The organism is Prauserella muralis (assembly GCF_003202285.1).
Taxonomy (GTDB): Bacteria; Actinomycetota; Actinomycetes; order Mycobacteriales; family Pseudonocardiaceae; genus Prauserella_B; species Prauserella_B muralis.
Map to the genome: position 1 here is coordinate 409,497 of NZ_MASW01000002.1, position 22,350 is coordinate 431,846.

The 22,350-nt window shown below is 72.2% G+C and carries 20 protein-coding genes and 1 tRNA gene; 9 read left to right on the plus strand and 12 right to left on the minus strand.

Annotation, left to right across the window (positions count from 1 at the left end; genetic code table 11):
- Positions 1-165 precede the first annotated feature (165 nt).
- Positions 166-657 carry a DUF3145 domain-containing protein gene (locus BAY60_RS13005; protein WP_112281201.1) on the plus strand — a complete coding sequence of 164 codons (492 nt, stop codon included), beginning with the start codon at positions 166-168 and terminating at the stop codon, positions 655-657.
- Positions 658-679: 22 nt separating this feature from the next.
- A complete protein-coding gene (locus BAY60_RS13010; RefSeq protein WP_245992476.1) occupies positions 680-1,270 on the plus strand; it encodes a hypothetical protein in 591 nt (196 codons plus the stop codon).
- 16 nt (positions 1,271-1,286) lie between these two features.
- Here BAY60_RS13010 and BAY60_RS13015 read toward each other — a convergent pair whose 3' ends face one another.
- The 10 genes from BAY60_RS13015 to aceE all read right to left on the minus strand — a co-directional run bounded on the left by BAY60_RS13015 (position 1,287) and on the right by aceE (position 14,912).
- Positions 1,287-2,708 carry an acyl-CoA carboxylase subunit beta gene (locus BAY60_RS13015; protein WP_112281202.1) on the minus strand — a complete coding sequence of 474 codons (1,422 nt, stop codon included), beginning with the start codon at positions 2,706-2,708 and terminating at the stop codon, positions 1,287-1,289.
- A 15-nt stretch (positions 2,709-2,723) separates the two neighbouring features.
- A complete protein-coding gene (locus tag BAY60_RS13020; RefSeq protein WP_112281203.1) occupies positions 2,724-3,971 on the minus strand; it encodes a beta-ketoacyl-[acyl-carrier-protein] synthase family protein in 1,248 nt (415 codons plus the stop codon).
- Positions 3,972-4,011: 40 nt separating this feature from the next.
- Positions 4,012-4,257 (minus strand): acyl carrier protein, encoded by a 246-nt coding sequence (locus tag BAY60_RS13025; RefSeq protein WP_112281204.1) that lies wholly within the window; start codon positions 4,255-4,257, stop codon positions 4,012-4,014.
- Positions 4,258-4,326: 69 nt separating this feature from the next.
- A complete protein-coding gene (locus tag BAY60_RS13030; protein WP_112281205.1) occupies positions 4,327-5,313 on the minus strand; it encodes a beta-ketoacyl-ACP synthase III in 987 nt (328 codons plus the stop codon).
- Entirely contained in the window at positions 5,310-6,209 is a 900-nt protein-coding gene (locus tag BAY60_RS13035) for an ACP S-malonyltransferase (protein ID WP_170160396.1), read from the minus strand. The genes BAY60_RS13030 and BAY60_RS13035 overlap by 4 nt, the downstream gene beginning before the upstream one ends.
- A gap of 156 nt (positions 6,210-6,365) precedes the next feature.
- Positions 6,366-7,994, minus strand: coding sequence for a LuxR C-terminal-related transcriptional regulator (locus tag BAY60_RS13040; protein WP_112281207.1), 1,629 nt, complete (start codon positions 7,992-7,994; stop codon positions 6,366-6,368).
- A 102-nt stretch (positions 7,995-8,096) separates the two neighbouring features.
- Entirely contained in the window at positions 8,097-9,209 is a 1,113-nt protein-coding gene (locus BAY60_RS13045) for a flavin-containing monooxygenase (protein ID WP_112281208.1), read from the minus strand.
- Positions 9,210-9,396: 187 nt separating this feature from the next.
- Positions 9,397-10,590, minus strand: coding sequence for a PucR family transcriptional regulator (locus BAY60_RS13050; RefSeq protein ID WP_112281209.1), 1,194 nt, complete (start codon positions 10,588-10,590; stop codon positions 9,397-9,399).
- A 175-nt stretch (positions 10,591-10,765) separates the two neighbouring features.
- Complete coding sequence (locus tag BAY60_RS13055) at positions 10,766-11,977, minus strand: alpha-hydroxy acid oxidase (RefSeq protein ID WP_112281210.1); 1,212 nt, start codon at positions 11,975-11,977, stop codon at positions 10,766-10,768.
- Between the two features lie 109 nt (positions 11,978-12,086).
- On the minus strand, positions 12,087-14,912 hold the full coding sequence (gene aceE / locus BAY60_RS13060; protein ID WP_112281211.1) for a pyruvate dehydrogenase (acetyl-transferring), homodimeric type: 2,826 nt from the start codon (positions 14,910-14,912) through the stop codon (positions 12,087-12,089).
- A gap of 391 nt (positions 14,913-15,303) precedes the next feature.
- Here aceE and BAY60_RS13065 point away from each other — a divergent pair, with 391 nt between their 5' ends.
- The 6 genes from BAY60_RS13065 to BAY60_RS13090 all read left to right on the plus strand — a co-directional run bounded on the left by BAY60_RS13065 (position 15,304) and on the right by BAY60_RS13090 (position 20,129).
- Positions 15,304-15,729, plus strand: coding sequence for a DUF3052 domain-containing protein (locus tag BAY60_RS13065; RefSeq protein WP_112281212.1), 426 nt, complete (start codon positions 15,304-15,306; stop codon positions 15,727-15,729).
- Between the two features lie 112 nt (positions 15,730-15,841).
- Positions 15,842-16,303: a peroxiredoxin gene (locus tag BAY60_RS13070; protein ID WP_112281213.1), complete on the plus strand. Its 462-nt coding sequence runs from the start codon at positions 15,842-15,844 to the stop codon at positions 16,301-16,303.
- 29 nt (positions 16,304-16,332) lie between these two features.
- Positions 16,333-16,404, plus strand: a tRNA-Val gene (locus tag BAY60_RS13075).
- 103 nt (positions 16,405-16,507) lie between these two features.
- The gene (locus tag BAY60_RS13080) at positions 16,508-17,890 is read left to right on the plus strand and encodes a PhoX family protein (RefSeq protein WP_211330316.1); all 1,383 of its coding nucleotides are present in this window, start codon (positions 16,508-16,510) and stop codon (positions 17,888-17,890) included.
- Between the two features lie 111 nt (positions 17,891-18,001).
- Positions 18,002-18,985, plus strand: a complete 984-nt coding sequence (locus tag BAY60_RS13085) for a neutral zinc metallopeptidase (RefSeq protein WP_112281214.1) — start codon at positions 18,002-18,004, stop codon at positions 18,983-18,985.
- A gap of 28 nt (positions 18,986-19,013) precedes the next feature.
- Entirely contained in the window at positions 19,014-20,129 is a 1,116-nt protein-coding gene (locus BAY60_RS13090; RefSeq protein ID WP_112281215.1) for a sulfite oxidase, read from the plus strand.
- Positions 20,130-20,132: 3 nt separating this feature from the next.
- On the opposite strand, the gene BAY60_RS13095 is transcribed toward BAY60_RS13090, so the two are convergent.
- A complete protein-coding gene (locus tag BAY60_RS13095; protein ID WP_112281216.1) occupies positions 20,133-20,657 on the minus strand; it encodes a 2'-5' RNA ligase family protein in 525 nt (174 codons plus the stop codon).
- A 111-nt stretch (positions 20,658-20,768) separates the two neighbouring features.
- Here BAY60_RS13095 and BAY60_RS13100 point away from each other — a divergent pair, with 111 nt between their 5' ends.
- Positions 20,769-21,332 (plus strand): DUF4383 domain-containing protein, encoded by a 564-nt coding sequence (locus tag BAY60_RS13100; RefSeq protein WP_112281217.1) that lies wholly within the window; start codon positions 20,769-20,771, stop codon positions 21,330-21,332.
- A 132-nt stretch (positions 21,333-21,464) separates the two neighbouring features.
- Here the strand turns inward: BAY60_RS13100 and BAY60_RS13105 are convergent, their stop codons facing one another.
- On the minus strand, positions 21,465-22,250 hold the full coding sequence (locus BAY60_RS13105; protein ID WP_112281218.1) for a PP2C family protein-serine/threonine phosphatase: 786 nt from the start codon (positions 22,248-22,250) through the stop codon (positions 21,465-21,467).
- Positions 22,251-22,350 lie beyond the last annotated feature (100 nt).

Here is a 22,350-nt window from a genome sequence, read left to right on the forward strand (position 1 = left end):
GCTCACCCCCTGGTGCTCACTGACCGGGTGTGATTTCTGGTGCTCATGTGGCCAAATGGGTGAGCGCAGTGCAGAATGTGGCGCAGGAGTCGCCACCCGCTGAGGTGTCCGTCGCTCGCGAGGTCGTAGGGGAAGACGCCCCTCGTCGAGCAGCGGAGGTCAGCAGTGAGCACTCGTGGCGTGGTGTACGTCCACTCGTCGCCGTCTGCGGTTTGCCCGCACGTCGAGTGGGCCATCTCCGGCACCCTGGGTGGCCGGGTCGAGTTGCGCTGGACGGCCCAGCCGGCCGCTCCTGGGCAGCTGAGGGCCGAGTGTGACTGGCGCGCGCCCACGGGCACGGCCGGCAAGCTCGCCGCGGCCCTCAAGGCGTGGCCGATGCTGCGCTTCGAAGTCACCGAGGAGCCGAGCCCCGGCGTCGACGGGCAGCGGTTCTGCTACGCGCCCGGCCTCGGCCTCTGGCACGCGCGCACCAGTGCCAACGGCGACATCGTCGTGGGCGAGGACCAGCTGCGGTCGCTGGTCGCCCGCAGCAGGGCGGGGGAGCAGCTCGCGCACAAGCTCGACGAGCTGCTCGGCGCCAGCTGGGACGAGGCACTGGAGCCGTTCCGGCACGCGGGCGACGGCGCGCCCGTCACCTGGCTGCATCAGGTGGGCTGAGCTGCCTCGTTAGTCTGACGGCGTGCCGACCACGTCGTCCTCGAGCCACCTGCGCTGGCTGGTGCCGGTGCTGATCGTGGTGGTCTCGCTGACGGTCGGCGGCGGGCTGCTCGCCAGGGAGCTGTACCAGCCGCCCATGGCCGACGAGGACGTCCGGCCCACCCGGCCGACCACCGCGGCGGTGCCCGCAGGCCGCCAGCCCGGTCCCGGCCGGGTGGAGCTGACCACCGACGCCGCGGCGCATCCGCAGGCCGAGCCGGTGCGCGCCCTGCTGCAGGCCCACTTCGACGCCATCAACCGCCGCGACTACGACCAGTGGGCGGGCACCGTCGTGACGGCCCGCGTGCAGGCGCAGCCGAGGCAGGAGTGGCTCGCCAACTACCGCAGCACCCGCGACGGCAGCATCCTCGTCTACCGCATCGAGGCCGCCCCCGGACAGCGGCTCACCGCGCTCATCGGCTTCACCAGCACCCAGCACGTCGCCGACGCGCCGCCCGACCTGCCCCGCGACTGCATCCGCTGGCGTCTCGCGCTGCCCCTCACCCAGGAGTACGGCGAGTGGCGCATCGACACCATTCCTGCGGGTTCGACACCCGAACGCGAACCCTGCTGATCCCGGCCCGCGCCGGTCACAGCGGGATGTTGCCGTGGTGACCGCGGCCCGCGGGCGCGGCGGCCAGCGCCTCCGCCACGACGCGGCGCGTGTGGCGGGGCTCGATCACCGCGTCCACCACGCCGATCTCCAGTGCCCTGCCGACCCCGCCCGCGACCCGCTCGTGCTCGGCGACCAGCCGGGCCAGCAGCGCCTCGCGCTCGTCCTCCGGCGCGGCGGCGAGCGCGCGGCGGTGCAGCACGCCCACGGCGGCCCGCGCACCCATCACCGCGACCTCCGCCTCCGGCCACGCGAACACCGCCGTGGCCCCCAGCGACCGCGCGTTCATCGCGATGTAGGCGCCGCCGTAGGACTTGCGCAGCACCAGCGTCACCCTCGGCACCACGGCCTCGCCGAAGGCGTGCAGAAGTTTCGCGCCCCTGCGCACGACCCCGCCCCACTCCTGGTCGACGCCCGGCAGGTAGCCGGGCACGTCCACCAGCACCAGCAGCGGCACGCCGAACGCGTCGCACATCCGGACGAACCGGGCCGCCTTCTCCGCGGCCAGCGAGTCGAGACAGCCGCCCTTGCGCAGCGGGTTGTTGGCCAGCACCCCGACCGCGCGCCCGCCGAGCCTGCCCAGTCCCGTCACGAGGTTCGGCGCCCACCGGGGCTGCAGTTCCTCGAACGAGCCGCCGTCGACGACACCGCACACCACAGGCCGGATGTCGTAGGCCCGCTGCGGGCGGTCGGGCAGCAGGGCCCGCAGCTCCGGCTCGTCGCGCACGGCGGCGGGGTCGAACAGTCCCGGCCGCCCGAGCAGCCCGGTGAGCCGCCGCGCCCGCGCGAAGGCGTCGGCCTCGGACGCGGCGACGACGTGCACGACACCGGACTTCCTGCCATGGGCCTCGGCGCCGCCGAGTTGTTCCTGGTCGATGTGCTCGCCGGTCACGCTGCGCACCACGTCCGGCCCCGTGACGAACACCCGGCCCGCGGGAGCGAGCACGACGACGTCGGTGAGCGCCGGCCCGTAGGCCGCGCCACCCGCGGCGGCGCCGAGTACGACGGAGATCTGCGGGACGCGCCCCGACGCCCGCACCATGGCGGCGAACACCTGGCCCACGGCGTGCAGCGCCTCGACGCCCTCGGCCAGCCGGGCACCGCCGGAATGCCACAGGCCGAGCACAGGGCAGCGTTCCCGCACCGCGGTGTCGATGGCGTCGACGATGTGCCTGCAGCCCTCGGTGCCCATGGCGCCGCCCATGCGGCCCGCGTCGGTGCAGTAGACGACGACCGGCGTGCCGTCGACGCGGCCCCGCGCGGCGTAGACGCCGCTGGAGTCCGCCGGTCGCAACGGGACCACCGTGCCGGGGTCGAGCAGGGCGCCGACCCGGAGCACGGGATCACGGGGATCGAGCTCCGGCGATGCGGGCCGGGTGGTGGGCGCCAGGGCGGTCATCCCACCACCCTGGCATCACGCCGCGGTGAAAAGCAGAGCCGTGTTGTGGCCGCCGAAGCCGAAGGAGTTGCTGATCGCCGCGGTGAGCTGGGCCTTGCGCGGCTCGCCCGCGACGACGTCGAGCTCGACCTTGGGGTCGAGGTTCTCGAGGTTGAGCGTCGCGGGGACGATCCCGTGGTGGATCGACAGGATCGTCGTGATCGCCTCGACCGCGCCCGCGCCGCCGACCAGGTGGCCCAGCGCGCTCTTCGGCGCGGTCACCACCGGGTGGTCGCCGATCGCCTTGCGGATGGCCGCCGCCTCGCCGACGTCACCGACGACGGTGGAGGTCGCGTGCGCGTTGACGTGGCCGACGTCGGCCGACGTCAGCCCGGCCATCTGGATCGCGTGGGTCATCGCCGCGATCTGACCGATGCCCTCCGGGTGGTTGCCCGTGATGTGGTAGGCGTCGGAGGTGATGCCCCACCCGCTGAGCCGCGCGTAGATCCTCGCGCCGCGCGCCTGCGCCCGGTCGGCCCGCTCCAGGACCACCGCACCCGAACCCTCACCCAGCACGAAGCCGTCCCGCTCGGTGTCGAACGGGCGCGACGCGTGCTCGGGGTCGTCGTTGCGGGTGGAGACGGTCCGCGACTGGGCGAACCCGGCGATGGTGATCGGCGCGATGCAGGCCTCGGCGCCGCCGGCCACCACGACGTCGGCCCGGCCGGACTGGATCATCTGAAAGCCCGTGGCGATGCCCTCCGCGCCGGAGGCACACGCCGAGGCGGGCGAGTGCACTCCGGCGCGGGCCAGCAGGTCGATCCCCACGTGTGCCGCGGGGCCGTTGGGCATGAGCATCGGCACGGTGAGCGGCGACACCTTGCGGATGCCGTGCTCCTCCAGCTGGTCGTCCTGCGTCAGCAGGGTGACCGGGCCGCCGATGCCGGAGCCGATGGAGACGCCGAGCCGCTCGGGCTCCACGTCCGTGTGGTCCTCGGTCTGCTCGGCGAAACCGGCATCGGCCCACGCCTGGCGGGCCGCGATGAGCGCGACCTGCTCGCAGCGGTCCAGCCTGCGGGCCTGCACCCGCGGGATGCGCTCGGTCGGCTCCTCGGCGAGTGAGGCGCCGATCTTGACCGGCAGGTCGAACTTCTCGACCCAGTCGGCCTCGATGGCGCGGACGCCGCTGCGGCCCGCGAGCAGCCCGTCCCACGTGGACGCGACGTCCCCGCCGAGCGGCGTGGTGGCGCCGAGCCCGGTGATGACGACGTCGATGTTGCTCATTGCATCTCCCCGAGGTGTGCAGGCGAAGTTGCTTCGCCGGTTACTTGGAGTTCGCCGCGACGTAGTCGACGGCGTCCCCGACGGTCTTGAGGTTCGCCAGCTCGTCGTCCGGGATCTTGACGCCGAACTTGTCCTCGGCCTGCACGGCGATCTCGACCATCGACAGCGAGTCGATGTCCAGGTCGTCCACGAACGACTTCTCCGAGGTCACGTCGTCCTGAGCGACACCGGCGACCTCTTCGACGATCTCGGCGAGGCCGGAAAGGATCTCTGCTTTGTCTGCCACTGGTGCTTCCTTCCTGATTTCAGGGCTTGCTGTTGTGACGGACCCTAACGCCCGCCGGGGTCACGGATGTCACGGGCAGACGATGACCTGGCCCGCGTACGACAGGCCGGCACCGAACCCGACGATGAGCACGATGTCGCCCCTCTTGACGGTGCCCGCCGCCCGCATGTGGTCGAGCGCGAGCGGGATGGACGCCGACGACGTGTTTCCGGAGTAGCGGATGTCGTCGGCGACCACGAGGTCGTCGCGCGCGCCCTTGGCGCGCAGCCGTTTGGCGATGGCCTCGACGATGCGCAGGTTCGCCTGATGGGGGATGAGCACGTCCACATCGGACAGCTCGAGCCCGGCCGCCTCCACCGCCCTGATCGCGACGGGAGCCATCTGGGTGGTCGCCCACCGGAAGACCGACTGGCCCTCCTGGTAGATGTAGCGGTGTTCGCGCATGTAGATCATGTCGACGGACTCGCCCGCGCTGCCCCACACCACGGGGCCGATGCCGGGTTCGTCGGAAGGGCCGACCAGCGCCGCGCCCGCGCCGTCGGCGAAGATGATCGCCGTCGAGCGGTCGGCGGGGTCCACCACGTCGGTGAGCTTCTCGGCGCCGATCACCAGCACCTTGCCCGACGAGCCCGCGCGGATGAGGTCCGAGGCCACGCCGAGGCCGTAGCAGAAACCCGCGCACGCGGCGTTGAGGTCGAACGCGCCCGCCGCGCTGATGCCGATGCGGTCGGCCACCTGGGCGGCGGCGTTGGGGATGGGGGAGGGCATCGTGCAGTTCGGCACGATCACCGTGTCCACTTCGGAGGGATCGGTGCCCGCGTCGGCCAGCGCCTTGGCCCCGGCCGTGACCGCCATGTCGACAAGACGCTCGTCCTCGCCCGCGAACCGGCGCTCGACGATGCCGACCCGCTCGCGGATCCACTGGTCGTTGGTGTCCATGGAGGCCGCGAGGTCGTCGTTGGTGACGATGCGGTCGGGCTGGGTGCTGCCCACACCGAGGACCCGGGTGGCCGCAGGGCCCTGCCGCAGCGCGAGCGCGGGCCGGTTCGTGCTCATCGCAGGTCCTCCAGGTTCGCCGGCGTCTTGAGCGCCACCAGGCTCGTCACGGTGCCCTTCAGCTCGCGCTTGACCAGGCCGGTCAGCGTGCCTGCCGGGGGCAGCTCCACGGTGCCGGTGACGCCGAGGCCCGCGAGCCCGCGCATGGTGAGATCCCAGCGCACCGGGCTGGTCACTTGCGAGATCAGCCGGTCGAGATACTCACGGCCACTGTTCACCACCGCGCCGTCGGCGTTGGACAGCAGCGGGCGCACCGGGTCGGCGGGCGTGATGCGGGCGGCGTGCTCGCGCAGCGCCGACTCCGCCGGAGCCATGTAGCGAGTGTGGAACGCGCCCGCCACCTTCAGGGGCCGCACCTTGGTGCCCTCCAGCGGCTCGGCGACGATCCGCTCGATCGCCTCCCGGGAGCCGGACGCCACGATCTGGCCCGCGCCGTTCTGGTTGGCCGCCTCCAGGTCGTTCTCGTGCAGCCAGGCCACGACGCGCTCCGGCTCGCCGAGCATCACGGCGGCCATGCTGGTCGGCTCGATCGCGCAGGCCTTGGCCATCTCGGCGCCCCGCGCGGCGGCCAGCGCGACGGCGTCGTCGGCGGAGAACACACCGGCGACCGCGGCGGCGGCCAGCTCGCCGACGGAGTGCCCTGCCACGGGCGCGTCGGCGGGCACCGACGAGGGCAGGTGCTCGTGGGCAAGCAGGGACAGCGCGACGATGAGCGGCTGCGTCACCGCGGTGTCCTGGATCTCCTCGGCGTCGGCCTCCGTGCCGAGGCGCAGCAGGTCCAGCCCGGCGGCCTCCGACCAGCGCCGCACGCGATCGCGGGTGCCGTCGAGTTCCAGCCAGGGGGTGAGCATGCCGGGAGCCTGGGAGCCCTGTCCGGGGCAGAGGAGGGCGATCACCCTTCAAGGGAACACGCCGGGGAGGGGCTGCCGGGATGCTGGGGAGACACACAGTCCGCCCCATGATGTTGTAGGCGGGCTACAAACGTGACGTGGATTTCACCCGGGTCGACGTGTCAGCGTTGTCGGATACGCGCAGTTTGGCCGCGGGCGACGTCAGACCAGCCGGTGCTCGAACGCGAACGCGGCCGCCGCGGTGCGGGAGCCGACGTCGAGCTTGGTGAAGATGTTGGACAGGTGGCGGGACACCGTCTTCTCCGACAGTGTCAGCTCCGCCGCGATCTGCGGGTTGCTGCGGCCGGCCGCGACCAGCCGCAGCACCTCCACCTCACGCGGGCTGAGTCCTCCGGGTGCCGCCGCCTCGACGAGCAACGCGGCGGCCGCTCGCTCGGCGGGCACCGCGTCGAGGCCGGCGAAAGCGCGCCGGGCGGCGGCCAGGTCGGCCACCGCGGAGGACTCGTCACCCAGCAGCCGCAGTGCCCGGCCGACCAGCACCGTGCACCGCGCCACCTCGTAGGGCGCCGAGAGCCTCCGCCAGGTGTCGGCGGCCCGGCGCGCCCCCGCGAGCGCACTCTCCGCCTCCCCTCGGGCGATGGCGACGGACGCCGCGGCGTACCCGGCGGCGGCCCGCAACGCCGTGCAGTCGAACGCCGACGCGATCCCGGCCAGCTCCTCCGCCGCGGTGTGCGCGGCGTCCACGTCGCCGGCCGCCACCAGCACCTCGACCGCCGCGGGCAGGACCTGCGACCGGTGCACGGGATCGGCGCGCTCCGTCAGCAGCCGCCGGACCGCGGCGGCCGCGGCGGCCGTCCGGCCCCGTTCCAGCCACAGCAGCGCCTGGCCGGGTTGGGCCGGGTGGCCACACTGGGCGGCCAGGTCGTACGCCGCCTCGGCCGCGCCGTACTCGCCCCGCATCCGCAGCGCCTCTCCGCGCTCGTAGTGGGACATGCCGACGGCGGGGCCGCCGCCCGTCGCGGCGTACCGCTCGGCCGCCCGTTCGAACTCCCGGACGGCGTCGCCGAACGCGCCGTGCAGGCGCATCAGCTGCCCGCGGTGCACCGCGCACTGGCCGGTGAACGCGACCAGCCCTGGCTGTGCGGCACACCAGCCGGTGAGGGCGTGCGTCCACTCCCCGGCGCGGCCGAAATCGGAGATCTCCTGGCACATCTCGATCGACGAGCAGTAGATGGCCCCCGCGAACATCGGGCCGACCTCACCCGCGACCACCGCGACCATCGCCTCGTCCAGCAGCCGCAGGCCCATGGCGACCTCGCCGCCGTAGATGGCAAGCCGGCCCTCGGAGTGCAACCCCATCGCGACCAGGTCGGCGTCGGCGAACCGCCTGCCGTAGCCGGTGATGCGCGGGGCGAGCTCGGCGGCCTGCGCGAACTCGCCCCGCATCACGTGCCGCAGCATCGCCTCGTGCAGCAGGTAGCCGCGCTCGACGACGTCTTCCCCGAGGTCGTCGAGCAGCCGTTCCGCGCGGGCGAGCCACCCGTTGCCGATCGCCACCTCCCCGCCCATCCACAGCACCTGCGTCAGCCAGTACGCCGACCGCACCGCGGCGCGCGTGTCGCCGGCGTCGAGGTTGACCTGGTACGCGCGCTGCAGCGCCTGGACGCAGTCGTTGCGGTGGCCGAGCAGAAACGCCGTGATCGCCAGCGCCGAGAAGTCGTCGCCGCGCAGCTCGGCGGAGTCCACCCCGGACAGCCGCTGGTAAGCCGAAACCCACTCGCGGCGCTCGTACGCCTGCCGCGCCCCTTCCAGGTCTTCCAGCACACCCATCGGCGCATCACTCCCCGGGCCCGCAGGGCCGTCGGTCGCCGTGTCAGGATACTCGGCCGGTGCCCCGTGACCAGCGGCTTCCGCGGCGCGCACGGCCGCGGGCTACCGGGCGGGCGCCGGGGCGTCTGCCCGGTTCCGCGCCCGGTCGGCGATGTGCCGGGCCACGTACGCCGCATCGCGGCCGACACCGGGCAGCACCATCGAACCGAAGGCGTACTGGAAGGCGAGTCCGCAGAAGAAGAGCCCGGGTACCGACTCGGTCACGCCGCGGTACTCGTCCGGCCAGCCGCCCTCACCGGTGATCGGCAGGTCGATCCAGCCGAAGTCCTGGCGGAAGCCGGTGCACCAGATCACGTTCGCGACGTCGAGGACCCGGCCACCGGCGAGCACCGGCCGCCCGTCAGGGGAGGCCCCGGTGACCTTCTCGGTGATGCGTTCCACGCCGCGCTCGGCGAGATGCTGCCGCTTCACCCGCAGCATCGGGGCTCCGTGTCCGCGGACCGCCGCGAACTGCTTGCGGCCCATCGGCGTGCGCCGGGTCAGCACGTGCAACCACGCGAAGACGATGATCGGGATGGCGACCTTGAACAGTGGCGAGTCCCAGTGCAGCGGAACCTGGCCGCGATCGGGACCGGCCAGGATCGTCGGGCGGTCGGCGGCGATCTCGTAGGCCAGGTCGCAGCCGGTGTGCGACGCCCCGACGACGAGGGTCGGGCCGGGCGCGAGCTGCCGCGGGTTCCGGTAGCCGGTGGAGTGCCACTGCCGGATCGACGGGGAGAGCCCTCCGGCGAACGCCGGCACGTTCGGCGTGCGCCCGAACGTGCCCGTGGCGACCACGACGTTGTCGCAGTCGATCGTCGCCGAGCCGAGGTGGGCGACGAATCCGCCGCCGTCGCGAGCGGTGAGCCGGTCCACGCTGGTTCGCAGCCGCACCGGGAGGTCGTGGTGGACGGCGTAGCGCTCGAGGAAGTCGGCGACCTCCTCCTTGCCGGGAAAACGCCACTTGTCACCGGGGAACGGCAGTCCCGGCAGGCCGTCGTACTTGGCAGGCGAGTAGAGGGTCAGCGAGTCCCAGTGGCGGCGCCAGTTGTCGCCGATGCGCTCGCCCGCGTCGACGACCAGGCATTCCCGCCCGAGCCGCTTCAGGTGGTAGGCCGTGGCCAGGCCCGCCTGGCCACCGCCGATGACCAGGGTCTCGATGTGCTGGGTGGTCATTCTCGTGCTCCTTCGTGGCCAGGAAGCCGGCTCGCTGAGTCCGGCCGCGTTCCCCGAGTTCGAGCTTGGGGTGCCGGGTGCCGGTCATGGCGACGCTAGGTGGGCACGCGCGCCGCTCACATCGGTGGAAGACCCCAATCGCACGCACCCCGGATGGGGCAACCGACCCATGGGGGTGTGGCGTGCGTTACCAGAGCCCCCTGGCGCGGGCCAGCCTGCCGACCGTGAGGGCGATGCGGAGCACCAGCGCGTCGCGAGGATCGCTCGCGTTCCGTCCGGTCAGCTCCGCCGCCTTGCGCATCCGGTAGCGCACGGTATTGGGGTGCACGAACAGCTGCCGCGCGCAGGTCTCCAGCACGCCGCCGGTCTCCAGGTAGGTCTCGATGGTCTCCAGCAGCGCGGGCCCCGCGTCCTCCAGCGGTCGGGCGATGCCCTCGATGAGCTGGCGCTCGGCCTCGGCATCGCCGGCCAGCGCGCGCTCGGGCAGCAGGTCGGCCGAGCGGGTGGGCCTCGGCGCCGACGGCCAGCCGACCACCGCGCGCAGGCCGGACAGCGCCTCGACGGCGCTGTGGTGGGCCTCGGCGAGACCGGCCACGGTCGGCCCGGCCACCACCGGGCCCTCGGCGAACGCGGTGGACAGCACCGGGAGGATGCTGCGTTCCTTGCCCTCGCCCTCGGTCGGTCCCGCGACCACCACGACCAGCCGGGAGCCCTGCACGCTGAGCAGCACCGCCCTGCCCGCGCGTGCCGCCCGGCTGCGGACCTCGAACACCACGGTGGGCGGGTCGTCGGAGGGCGGGTTGCCCACCAGCACGGTCGCCTCGGCGGCCGGGTCCCAGCCCAGCGCCGCGGCCCTGGACAGCACCGACTCCTCGGCGTCGCCACGCACGATGCCGTCCACGACCAGCGCTTCCAGCCGCGCGTCCCACGCGCCGCGCGCCTCGGCGGCGGCGGCGTAGGAGTTGGCCGCAGCGAAGGCCACCTCCCTGCCGTAGCGCAGGATGCCCTCGGTGAGCGCGGCGCGCTCGGCGTCGTCGGCGGCGAAGGCGGGCAGCTGCTCCTCGAACACCTCGATCGCCAGCCGCACCAGCTCGACGGTCTGGCGCAGGCTGATCCAGCGCGACAGCTCACGGGGCGCGGACCGGAAGGCCTCGGTGGTGAGCTTCAGTGCCTCCTGCGAGTCCCGCAGCCAGCCGACGAACCCCCCGGCGCCGGTCTGGGCGATGAGCAGGACACTGGCGCGCTGGTCGGCGGGCATGCGGCCGAACCACGGCAGCCGTTCCTCCATGGCCGCCACGCTCGCCTTGGCGAGGCGGCCGGAGGCGCGCTCGAGTTCCCGCAGGGTCCTGGCCGACAGACCGTGCCGTTTCGGAGTGGGCATCGTGGTTTCGATCCTACGGCGGAGGTCCTCGCAACATACGAGACCGCCCGACGCGCTGCGGTTCTCGCGGCGTCGGGCGGCCTCGTCTCCCCGGTCCCCACCGGTAGTTCCACTATGGACCGAGTGGATCATCGAACGCCAGTGATCTCACCCGTTCGTGGTGCATCTACCTGCGTCAACGCAGCACGGCGTGCCCTCGGTGCAGCTCACCGACCGAGCGCACGCCGAGCAGCTGCATGGTCCGGACGATCTCCGTGGTGAGGATGTCCACGGCGCGTTGCACACCGCGTTCGCCGCCCGCCATGAGCCCGTAGAGGTAGGCGCGGCCGACGAGGCACAGGTCGGCGCCCATGGCCATCGCCGCCACGATGTCGCCGCCGGACAGGATGCCGGTGTCGAGCCACACCTCGGCGTCGCCGTTGACGGCGTCCAGCGTCGGCGCCAGCAGCTCCAGTGGCGTGGGCGCGCGGTCGAGCTGCCGCCCGCCGTGGTTGGACAGCACCACGGCCTCGGCGCCCGCCTTGACGACGTCGCGGGCGTCGTCGGGGTTCTGGACGCCCTTGACGACCAGCTTGCCGGGCCAGCTCTCCCGCACCCAGGCCAGGTCGTCGTAGGCGAGCGTCGGGTCGAACATCTTGTTGATCAGCTCCTGCGCGGTGCCTCCCCACGCCGACAGCGACGCGAACGTCAGCGGCTCGGTGGTGAGCAGGTTGAACCACCAGGAAGGGTGCATGGCGCCGTCGAGGAACGTGCGCAGGGTGAGCGCGGGCGGGATGGTGAGCCCGTTGCGGATGTCGCGCATGCGCGCACCGCCGACCGGGGTGTCGACGGTGAGCATGAGCGTGTCGTAGCCGGAGTCCCAGGCGCGGCGCATCAGTTCCTGCCCGGCGCCGCGGTCGCGCCAGACGTAGAGCTGGAACCACCTGCGTGCGCCGGGGGCGGCCTCGGCGACGTCCTCGATCGACGTGGTTCCCATGGTGGACAGGGAGTACGGGATGCCGGTGCGCTGCGCGACGCGCGCGACGGCCGGCTCGCCCTCGTACCCCATCATCCGGGTGAACCCGGTGGGCGCGAACGCGAACGGCAGGGCGCTGCGCTGGCCGAGCACCTCCACGCTGGTGTCCACATCGGACACGCCGCGCAGGACGTTCGGGCGGAACTCCACGCTGCGGAACGCCTGCCGGGCGCGGCGGAGGCTGTCCTCGAGCTCGGCGGCGCCGTCGGTGTAGTCGAACACCGCCCGCGGGGTGCGCTTGCGGGCGATCGTTCTCAGGTCGCCGATGGTGTGCGCGGCCGCGAGCCGCCGGTCCGTCGGATTGAGCACGAACGGCTTGGGCCGCAGGATCTGTGCGAGTTCTGCGGGCCGGGGCAGGCGGCGTTTCGTCACAGGCAAAGCTCCCCAATGTGGCATTCGTAGCGTTCAACTTCCCCAATGCGGCATTCGTAGCGCTCAGCGCTACCAATGCCGCATTGGGGAGCTTCGGGCGAGGCGGGCGTCAGGCGACGCCGGAGTCGGACGTCTGCGGGCCTGCCGCGGTGACGTCGTGGATCTGGTACCTCCGCGCCGCCTCGCCGACCTTGGCCTTGTCGATCTCGCCCCGGCGGGCGAGCATCGACAGCACACCGACCGTGATCGACTGGGCGTCCACGAGGAAGTACCGGCGCGCCGCCGGGCGGGTGTCGGAGAACCCGAACCCGTCCGTGCCCAGGGTGAGCATGTCGCCGGGGACCCACGGGCGGATGAGGTCCGGCACGGCGCGCATCCAGTCGGACACCGCGACGATCGGACCCTGAGCGCCCTGCAGTGCCTCGGTGACGTACGGCACGCGCGGGCTGTCGTCGGGGTGCAGGAAGTTGTCCCTGTCGACCTCGACGGCCTCCCTGCGCAGCTCCGTCCACGACGTCGCCGACCAGACGGCCGCCCGCACGCCCCACTCCTCGAGCAGCATCTCCTGCGCGCGCAGGGCGTCCGGCATGGTGACGCCGGAGACCAGGATCTGCGCCTCGGGGCCGTCGCCCGCGGGCGCCTCCGCATAGCGGTAGAGGCCCTTCAGCAGGCCGTCGACGTCCAGGTTCTCCGGCTCGGCAGGCTGCTGGTACGGCTCGTTGTACACGGTGATGTAGTAGAAGACGTTCTCACCGTTGCCGTGGGGCCCGGTCTCGCCGTACATCCGGTGCAGGCCGGCGCGCACGATGTGCGCGATCTCGAACGACCACGCCGGGTCGTAGGTCACCGCCGCCGGGTTGGCCGCCGACAGCAGGATCGAGTGCCCGTCGGCGTGCTGCAGGCCCTCGCCGGTGAGCGTCGTCCGGCCCGCGGTGGCGCCGAGCACGAAACCGCGCGCCATCTGGTCGGCCGCCGCGTAGAGGCCGTCGCCGGTGCGCTGGAACCCGAACATCGAGTAGAAGATGTAGATCGGGATCATCGGCTCGCCGTGCGTGGCGTAGGACGTGCCCACGGCGGTGAACGACGCCGTCGAGCCCGCCTCGTTGATGCCCTCGTGCAGCAACTGGCCCTGCTCGGACTCCTTGTAGGCCAGCATCAGCTGGGCGTCGACCGAGGTGTAGGTCTGGCCCTGCGGGTTGTAGATCTTGGCCGTCGGGAACATCGAGTCGAGGCCGAACGTGCGGGCCTCGTCCGGGATGATCGGCACGATCCGGCCACCGATCTCGGCGTCCTTGGCCAGCTCGCGCACCAGCCGGACGAACGCCATCGTCGTGGCGACCTCCTGCTTGCCCGAGCCCTTGCGGACGGCCTCGTAGACCTTGTCGCCGGGCAGCACGAGCGGCTTGGACTTGGCCCTGCGCTCCGGGAGGAAGCCGCCGAGCGCCTTGCGGCGGCCGATCATGTACTCGATCTCCGCGGACTCGGTGCCCGGGTGGTAGTACGGCGGCAGCTTCGGGTCGCGCTCGAGCTCCTCGTCGCTGATCGGGATGCGCTGGGCGTCCCGGAACAGCTTCAGGTCGTCGAGCGTGAGCTTCTTCATCTGGTGCGTGGCGTTGCGGCCCTCGAACGCCGGGCCGAGGCCGTAGCCCTTGATGGTGTGCGCCAGGATCACCGTCGGCTGGCCGTGGTGCTCCAGCGCCGCCTTGTACGCGGCGTAGACCTTGCGGTAGTCGTGGCCGCCGCGCTTGAGGTTCCAGATGTCGGCGTCGGAGAGGTCGCGCACGAGGTCCTTCGTCCGCGGGTCGCGGCCGAAGAAGTGCTCGCGGACGTAGGCGCCGTCGTTGGCCTTGTACGTCTGGAAGTCACCGTCGGGGGTGGTGTTCATCAGGTTGACGAGCGCGCCGTCCCGGTCGGCGTGCAGCAGCGCGTCCCACTCACGGCCCCAGATGACCTTGATGACGTTCCAGCCCGCACCGCGGAAGTAGGCCTCCAGCTCCTGGATGATCTTGCCGTTGCCGCGGACGGGGCCGTCGAGGCGCTGCAGGTTGCAGTTGATGACGAAGGTCAGGTTGTCCAGGCCCTCGCCGGAGGCGACGTGGATGAGGCCACGCGACTCGGGCTCGTCCATCTCGCCGTCGCCGAGGAACGCCCAGACGTGCTGGTCGCTGGTGTCCTTGATGCCGCGCGAGTGCAGGTAGCGGTTGAACCGCGCCTGGTAGACGGCGTTCATCGGGCCGATGCCCATCGACACCGTCGGGTACTCCCAGAAGTCCGGCATCAGCCGGGGGTGCGGGTACGACGGCAGGCCGCCGCCCTCCCCGGCGTGCGAGTACTCCTGGCGGAAGCCGTCGAGCTGGTCGGCGGTGAGCCTGCCCTCCAGGTACGCCCTGGCGTAGATGCCGGGGGAGGCGTGCCCCTGGATGAAGATCTGGTCGCCGCCGCCGGAGTGGTCCTTGCCACGGAAGAAGTGGTTGAACCCCACCTCGTAGAGGGCGGCCGAGGAGGCGTAGGTGGAGATGTGGCCACCGACGCCGACCCCGGGCCGCTGGGCGCGGTGCACCATGACGGCCGCGTTCCAGCGGATGTAGGCGCGGTAGCGCCGCTCGATCTCCTCGTCACCGGGGAACCAGGGTTCGTTCTCCGTGGGGATCGTGTTGACGTAGTCGGTCGCGGTCAGTGGTGGTACGCCCACGTTGCGTTCGCGAGCTCGTTCCAGCACCCTGAGCATCAGGTACCGCGCGCGCTGCTGGCCGCCCCGGGCCAGCGCGGCGTCGAAGGAGTCGAGCCACTCGGCCGTCTCCTCCGGGTCGATGTCGGGCAGGTGCGCCGCCAGTCCGTCACGGATGACGCGGACGCGCGCCGGGGCTCCCTGGCCGGGGACGCCGCTGGTGCTGTTACCGGCGCCGCGCTCGGCCTTCTCGTTCTGGGGGGCCAAGGGATCTCCTCGCCGTGTGTCGCTTCGTTTGTGTGCTTCGCCTGCCATCGTCGTCGCATTCGCGGCTGGCGTCACCGCTACTCGACGGTAACCTTCGACTCGCCTTCCGCGCGGCGTTTGGCCTGCTGAAGCCCCGGGCGGAGCTTCCCTCCCACCCTAGTTCAGAGCCCTCGGTAAGGGGACGCCCCTGCGCCCGGGAGGGGCATTTCACTCGCGCCGGAGACCCCGCACTCCTACGCTGCGAGACACGAGTTGCCGACGATCCGGTGTGGACGGTTGCGCCATGCGCCGCGCCAGTGTTCGCTAAGCCCATCCGTGTACGAAAGGTGCCGGTCGTCGCAGCCGGAAAACGTGACGTGCCGCACACCGTTGTAGTTGGAGGAGTGAAGTCGTGGTCGCCGCGGGAGACGCTGATCAGCACAGCGTCGCCGAGAGGCTCGGGATCAAGCCGGACATGGTGGTCCAGGAGATCGGCTGGGACGAGGACGTCGATGAGGCCGTGCGGGCGGCCATCGAGGAGCACACCGGCGGTGAGCTGCTCGACGAGGACGCCGACGAGGTCATCGACGTCGTGCTGCTGTGGTGGCGAGACGGCGACGGCGACCTGGGTGACGCGCTGGTCGACGCGCGGGCGCCCCTGGAGGAGAACGGCGTGATCTGGGTCCTGACGCCCAAGACGGGGCAGCCGGGGCACGTCGAACCCAGCGAGATCGCCGAGGCGGTGCCCACGGTGGGCCTGTCGCAGACCTCCAACCTCAGCGTGGGGGAGGCGTGGATGGCGACACGGCTCGTACCGAGGTCCAAATCACGTCGCTGACGCCCCCATCCGGCACGTGAGGGCGGGTGTGGCCAGCGGGTGCCCGCGATAGGGTTGTCCGGCACGCATCGTTTTCCGATGGTCGGATGACCTGGCGGGAGGATTACTCGGTATGGCGGTTGAGGTCGGTACCCAGGCCCCGGACTTCACGCTGAACGACTACAACAAGCAGGAAGTCACCCTGTCCTCCTTCCGTGGGGACAAGCCGGTGCTGCTGGTGTTCTACCCGTTCGCGTTCAGCGGGATCTGCCAGGGCGAGCTGTGCCAGCTGCGCGACGAGTTCGCCACGTACGACAACGACGGCGTGCAGATCCTCGGCGTGTCCGTGGACACCCCGTTCTCGCTGAAGGCGTGGGCGGAGCAGCAGGGGTACCAGTTCCCGCTGCTGTCGGACTTCTGGCCGCACGGCGAGGTGGCGCAGAAGTACGGCGTCTTCAACGACAAGGCCGGTCTCGCGCTGCGCGGCACCTTCCTCATCGACAAGGAGGGCATCGTGCGCTTCGCCGAGGTGAACCAGCCCGGCGAGCCGCGTGACCAGGAGTCGTGGAAGAAGGCGATCGCCGAACTCGGCTGAACCATCCGGCGGCATCCGTGCCGCCACCCGGGCGCATAGCTCAGCGGAAGAGCACCTGCCTTACAAGCAGGGGGTCGCAGGTTCGAACCCTGCTGCGCCCACCGTGTTCATCGAGGGTTCCCCGGCCGTCCGCGCGAGGGCGGCCGGATCGGAATAATCGGTCATTAGCGTCCCTCCCGTTCCCAGACGACGGGAGGAACTGGCGTGACCGACATCGCCCCCACCGGATTCGACCGCAGAGACTTCTTCAGGCGCGCGGGCGTCACCGCGGCGACCCTCGCCGCGCTCGGCCCGCTCGACGCGCTCGGTGCTCGCACGGCGGGTGCCGCGCCGCTGACCAAGCGGGGATTCAGCCCCGACTACGGCCCGCTGGCCCCGGTCAGGGACCAGACGACCGGTCTCGAACTGCTCCGGCTGCCGAAGGGCTTCGAGTACCTCAGCTACGGCTGGACCGGTGATGCCATGTCCGACGGCGCCCCGACGCCGGGCGCGCACGACGGCATGGCCGCCTTCCGCAGGCCTGACGGCAGGATCGCCCTCGTCCGCAACCACGAGCTGGGCGGCTACGGCGGCGCGTTCACCGAGCCCGCCTACAACCCGGCGGCCAGGGGCGGCACCACGACGCTCGTGTTCGACCCGGACGCCGGCGAGTTCACCGAGTCATGGGCCAGCCTGTCGGGCACGATCCGCAACTGCGCGGGCGGACCCACGCCGTGGGGCACGTGGCTGACCTGCGAGGAGACCACCGAGATCGGCCCGGACGGCACCCGGCACGGCTACGTGTTCGAGGTGCCCTTCGACGGGCCCGGCAACCCGGAGCCGCTCAGGGGCATGGGCAGGTTCAGCCACGAGGCCGTCGCCGTCGACCCGGGCACCGGGATCGTCTACCTCACCGAGGACGCCACCCCGTCCGGCTTCTACCGCTACCTGCCGAAGCGGCGCGGCACGCTCGCCGCGGGCGGTGAGCTGCAGATGCTCGTCGTGCGGACCGCTGACGGTTCCTCCTACTCGACCTACGCCGACGGCACCGGCACCGAGTACCGCACGTCGTGGGTGACAGTGCCCAACCCGGACTACGCGCCGGGCGAGACGCGGCCCGCCGAGCAGGGCGCGGCGCTCGGCGCCGCCGTCTTCCGCAGGCTGGAGGGCGCCTGGTGGGGCAACGACCGCGTGTACGTCGTGTCCACCAGCGGTGGCCCCACCGGCCAGGGCCAGGTGTTCGAGTACGACCCGAGGACGGAACGGATGCGGGTGCTCTTCGCCTCCCCGGACGCCTCCGTGCTGAACAACCCGGACAACATCTGCGTCAGCCCGCGCGGTGGCATCGTGCTGTGCGAGGACGGCAGTGAGGGCGAGTACCTGCACGGGCTCACCACCGACGGCGAGATCTTCCCGTTCGCGCTGAACCAGGTCGTGATTCCCGAGGGTGGGGTGCCGGGCAAGTCCGTGGCTCCCGGCGACTACTCCGGCTCGGAGTGGTGCGGCTCGACCTTCGAGCCCAAGCGCGGCAACTGGCTGTTCGTCAACGCGCAGAGCCCGGGCATCACGTTCGCCATCACCGGCCCCTGGAGGAGGGGATCACTCTGAGTGAACGCGGCGGTCACGGTCACGGCATGTTCTCGTTTCGTGACCGTGACCGCCGCGGGTTGGCGATTATTCTGCTTGCTGCGAAGCCGACTACTCATCGTGAAGGAAACTGTGGACGCTGGCGACCACCTGGGGCCCCGCCCCCGTGACGCGGCGTCGCCCGACCCCCTCATCGAGGACCTGCCCCTGTCGCTGTGGGAGTCCACCGAGCAGCCGGTACCAGCGGAACGTCCGCGGCGGGCGTCTCGTTCGCGGACCCTGCGCAGAGGCCTTCCGGTCGCCGTGACCCTCCTGCTGATGGCCGGTCTGGTCGCGGTGGTCACGACACTGCGTGGCGATCCGGACGAGGCCGGGAACCCACCGGTGGCCGCGGGGGACACGGGCGGGCCGGAGCGGGTGCGGCCGGAGAGCCCGGCCGAGGTGCCGCTGCTCACGATGGGTACTGCCCCGCCTCGGACCACGTGCGCGCTGCCGCCGTTCGCCGTCGGGGAAACGGCGTTGCGCGCGTACTACCGGGCCGAGCTGCGTTGCCTGGAGCGGGCGTGGCGGCCCGTGCTGGAGGAGGCGGGCGCGCCCGTCGCGCGGGTCGGCCTCGTGCTCGCCGACGACCCGGACACCGCGTGCGGCGACCTGCCGCCCGCCTCGAAGGCGACCGGCCTGTACTGCGACGTCGACGGCACCATCTACCTGCCCCGGGCCCGCACACTGGACGCCCTCGGCGAGCGGCCGGTGCCGCATCTGGCGACGGTGGCCCACGAGTACGGCCACCACCTGCAGCAGGTCAGCGGCATCCTCGGCGCGGCCAACCGGCAGCTCGCCGGCTTCCCGGAGGACGGGCCCGAGGACCGCGAGCTCAGCAGGCGGGTCGAGCTGCAGGCCAACTGCCTGGCCGGCATGTTCTTCGCGAGCGTCGCCGGGCGCGGCTCGATCACCGCCGACGATGCCGACGCCGCCGTCTCCGACTTCCGCAACTGGATCGACAGCGACACCCACGGCACCAGCGCGACGCAGCTGCGCTGGGCGCGCACCGGGTACGCGGCCACCACGGTGGCCGCATGCGACACCTGGTCGGTGCCGCGCGAGGAGGTCGACTGACCGGGCACCGGGGGCGCATGCTGTCCCGATGAACACGCCGCAGCCCGACCTCAGTGCCGTCAGCGCGCCCGCGAGACTCGCCGAGGCCGCGGAGGGCATCAGCATGGAGGAGCTGGCGCTCGCCGCCCGCAACCACGGCCTGCCCCTGGAGAGCCTGCGCCACGACCTCACCCCGCCCGGCCTGCACTACCTGCTCGTGCACTACGACATCCCGTATCTCGACGCCGAAGGCTGGCGCCTGGAGATCTCCGGCGAGGTCGGCACGCCGCTGACGCTCACGCTGGACGACCTGCGTTCCCTGCCCTCCCGTACCGTGCGCGTCACGATGGAGTGCGCGGGCAACGGCAGGGCGCAGCTGACGCCCCGCCCGGTCAGCCAGCCGTGGCTGGTGGAGGCCGTGGGCACCGCGGAGTGGACGGGGGTGCCGCTGCGGGCCGTGCTGGAGCGGGCCGGGGTCGGCCCCGGCGCCGTCGACGTGGTGTTCACCGGCGCCGACCACGGCGTCGAACGCGGCGTGGAGCAGGACTACCAGCGTGGGCTCTCCGTCACCGACGCGCTCGGCGAGGACGTGCTGCTCGCCTACGCCATGAACGGCGCACCGCTGCCACCACAGCACGGCTATCCGGTGCGGCTGGTCGTGCCCGGCTGGTACGGCATGGCGCACGTCAAGTGGCTGCGGGAGATCACCGTGTCGGCGACGCCGTTCACCGGGTTCCAGAACACGGTGGCCTACCGGACGCGGCAGGAGCCAGACGAGCCCGGCGCCCCGGTGGCGCGCATCGCGCCGAGGGCGCTGCTCGTGCCGCCCGGGTTCCCGGACTTCCAGTCCCGGCACCGGATCGTGCGGCCGGGGCCGGTCGAGCTGACCGGCAGAGCGTGGTCGGGAAGGGCGCCGCTGCGCGGCGTCGAGGTCAGCACCGACGGCGGCGCCACGTGGCGGCCCGCCGACCTCGAACCCGACCACGGCCATCGCTGGGCGTGGCGCCGCTGGACGGCGCGCTGGCGCGCCGAACCGGGCAGTCACGTGCTGGCGGTGCGGGCCGCCGACGCCGAGGGCACCCAGCCCGAGACCGAGCCGTGGAACCGGGGCGGATTCGCCAACAACGCGGTGCACAGGGTGCCGGTGACCTGCCTGTCGTCGTAGGGCTCATGGCAGCGTGTCCAGCGGCCAGAGCCTGCCTTCCGCGCTGTCGACGAGCGCCGCGCGGGTGACCCGCACGGTCAGTGGCAGCACCTCGTAGGCCGCGGCGGCCACCTGCGGCAGCAGGTCGGTGGCGGCGCGGGTGACGAGGGACGAGTGCGGCAGCCAGCGCCCGGGCTCGTAGTGCCGGTGCACGAGTGCCCCCGTGGCGCGGACGGCCTGCACCACGGCCTGCTGGCGCCTCGCGAGCTCGGCGGGCACGCCGGGCACCAGCGCCACCCGGCCGCGCCGGAACGCGGTGACGGCGTCGAAGGTCAGCTCGAACGGGCCGCCCACCGGCAGCGACTCGACGCTCGCGCGGACGGCGTCGAGATCCCAGTCGAGCAGCACCACGTACGACAGGTGCGGGTGGTGCCTGCCGTGCGTGTGCGAGGCCAGGGTGGGCAGGCCGTGCTGTTCCAGCCGGTGCCACAGGTTCCGCAGCGCGCGCTCCGAACGGCCGTCGAACAGCAGACACACGCCCAGCGCCATCCGCTGACCGTAACCCGTTCGGGTAGGTGCCTTCCGCGTTTCCCGTGCGGTCGCGAAGGGTAATCCGGACAGAAGTGACGGTAGTCACGATCCGGATTCGAGGAGGCGATCATGGATCGTCCAGTGCAAACCCGGGTGAAGGCCGCCGGGTTCCAGCCGGTGCAGGCGCTGGCCCTGCTGATCGGGCTCGTGTTCCTTGCCTTCGGCATCATCGGGCTGACGATCACCGGGTTCGGCGGTTTCGCCGATCCGACGCACAGCACGCTGTGGAACTTCTCGATCAACCCGTTCCTGTGTGTGGTGTACCTCGTGGTCGGTGTGCTCGGGCTCATCGCGGCGCTGAACTCGGGGGTGTCCCGCACGTTCGGCTGGCTGATGTTCGCCGGCCTCGGCCTGCTCGTCGTGTGGGGGCTCGCGATCACCGGCGTGTTCGCCGACAACCCGGTGTCCGGCCTCGGCAACCCGCTGGCCCTCAACACCGCCGACAACTGGCTGAACTTCGGTGGCGCCGTGGCGAGCCTGCTCGTGGCCGTCCTGCCCGCCCGCAAGAAGGTCGTGCAGACCGCCGAGCCCGGTGCGACCACCGAGCCGCCCCGCCAGGACGCGGGCGAGCCGGCGGGCGGCCGGGGTCACCGCAGGAGGCTGTGGCACCGCAGGAGTGCCCACACCTCCTGACCGGCTGACGCACCGGCACCCCTCGCCGGCGCCCCAAGCTCCCCAATGTGGCATTCGTAGCGTTGGACGCAACGAATGCCACATTGGGGAAGTTGAGTGCCACCAATGCCGCATTGGGGAGCGTCGCGGCTCCTACTCGGTGGGCGGCTCGTCGACGAAGGTGACCACGCACGTGATGTTGTCGGGGCCGCCGCCCTCGTTGGCCAGCTCGATGAGGCGGCCGACCACGTCACCGGGCTCGGCGGCCTCGCCGAGCACCTCCGCGATCTCCTCGGCGGTGGTGACGTCGGTGAGCCCGTCGGAGCACAGCAGGTAACGGTCGCCGGGCTCGGCGGTGTGCACGGACAGGTCGGGCTCACCCGCCGAGCCCGCCATCAGGGCCCGGAGCAGCACCGAACGGCTGGGGTGGCGCGCCGCCAGCTCGGGCGGCATGCGGCCCTCGTCGACGAGGGACTGCACCATCGTGTGGTCCTTGGTCAGCTGCTCCAGCTCCCCGCCCCGCAGCCGGTAGCCGCGGGAGTCCCCGATGTGCGCGAGCCCGAACGTGGCGCCCTGCCACAGCATCGCCGTGAGGGTGGTGCCCATCCCGGCGAGCTCCTCGTCGTCGGCGACGCGCCGGTCGAGCCGCCCGGCCGCGCCGGCCACCGCCTCGCTCAGCTCGTGCAGCAGGTCGAGGTCGGCGGCTTCCTGGCCGCCGTCCTCGCCGCTCTCCGCGGGGCCGGGCAGCCGCTCGTCGAGCTCCCGCATCGCGGCGATCGCCTCCGCGCTCGCGACCTCCCCCGCGACGTGCCCGCCCATGCCGTCGGCCACGGCCTGCACGCGTGCGGTGGCGTACGCGGAGTCCTCATTGGCGCTGCGCCGCCGCCCGACGTCCGAGCCCACGGCGTAACGCAGCCGGGGCACCTCGTCACGTGTCATGGGAGCAGTGAACCATTCGCCGCCTCGGTTGACGACGGCTGTGCGCCCGCCCCGGCCTCGTCGTCGTGTCTGCTCGGGTTCTGTCGGGGGCGCGGTCTAG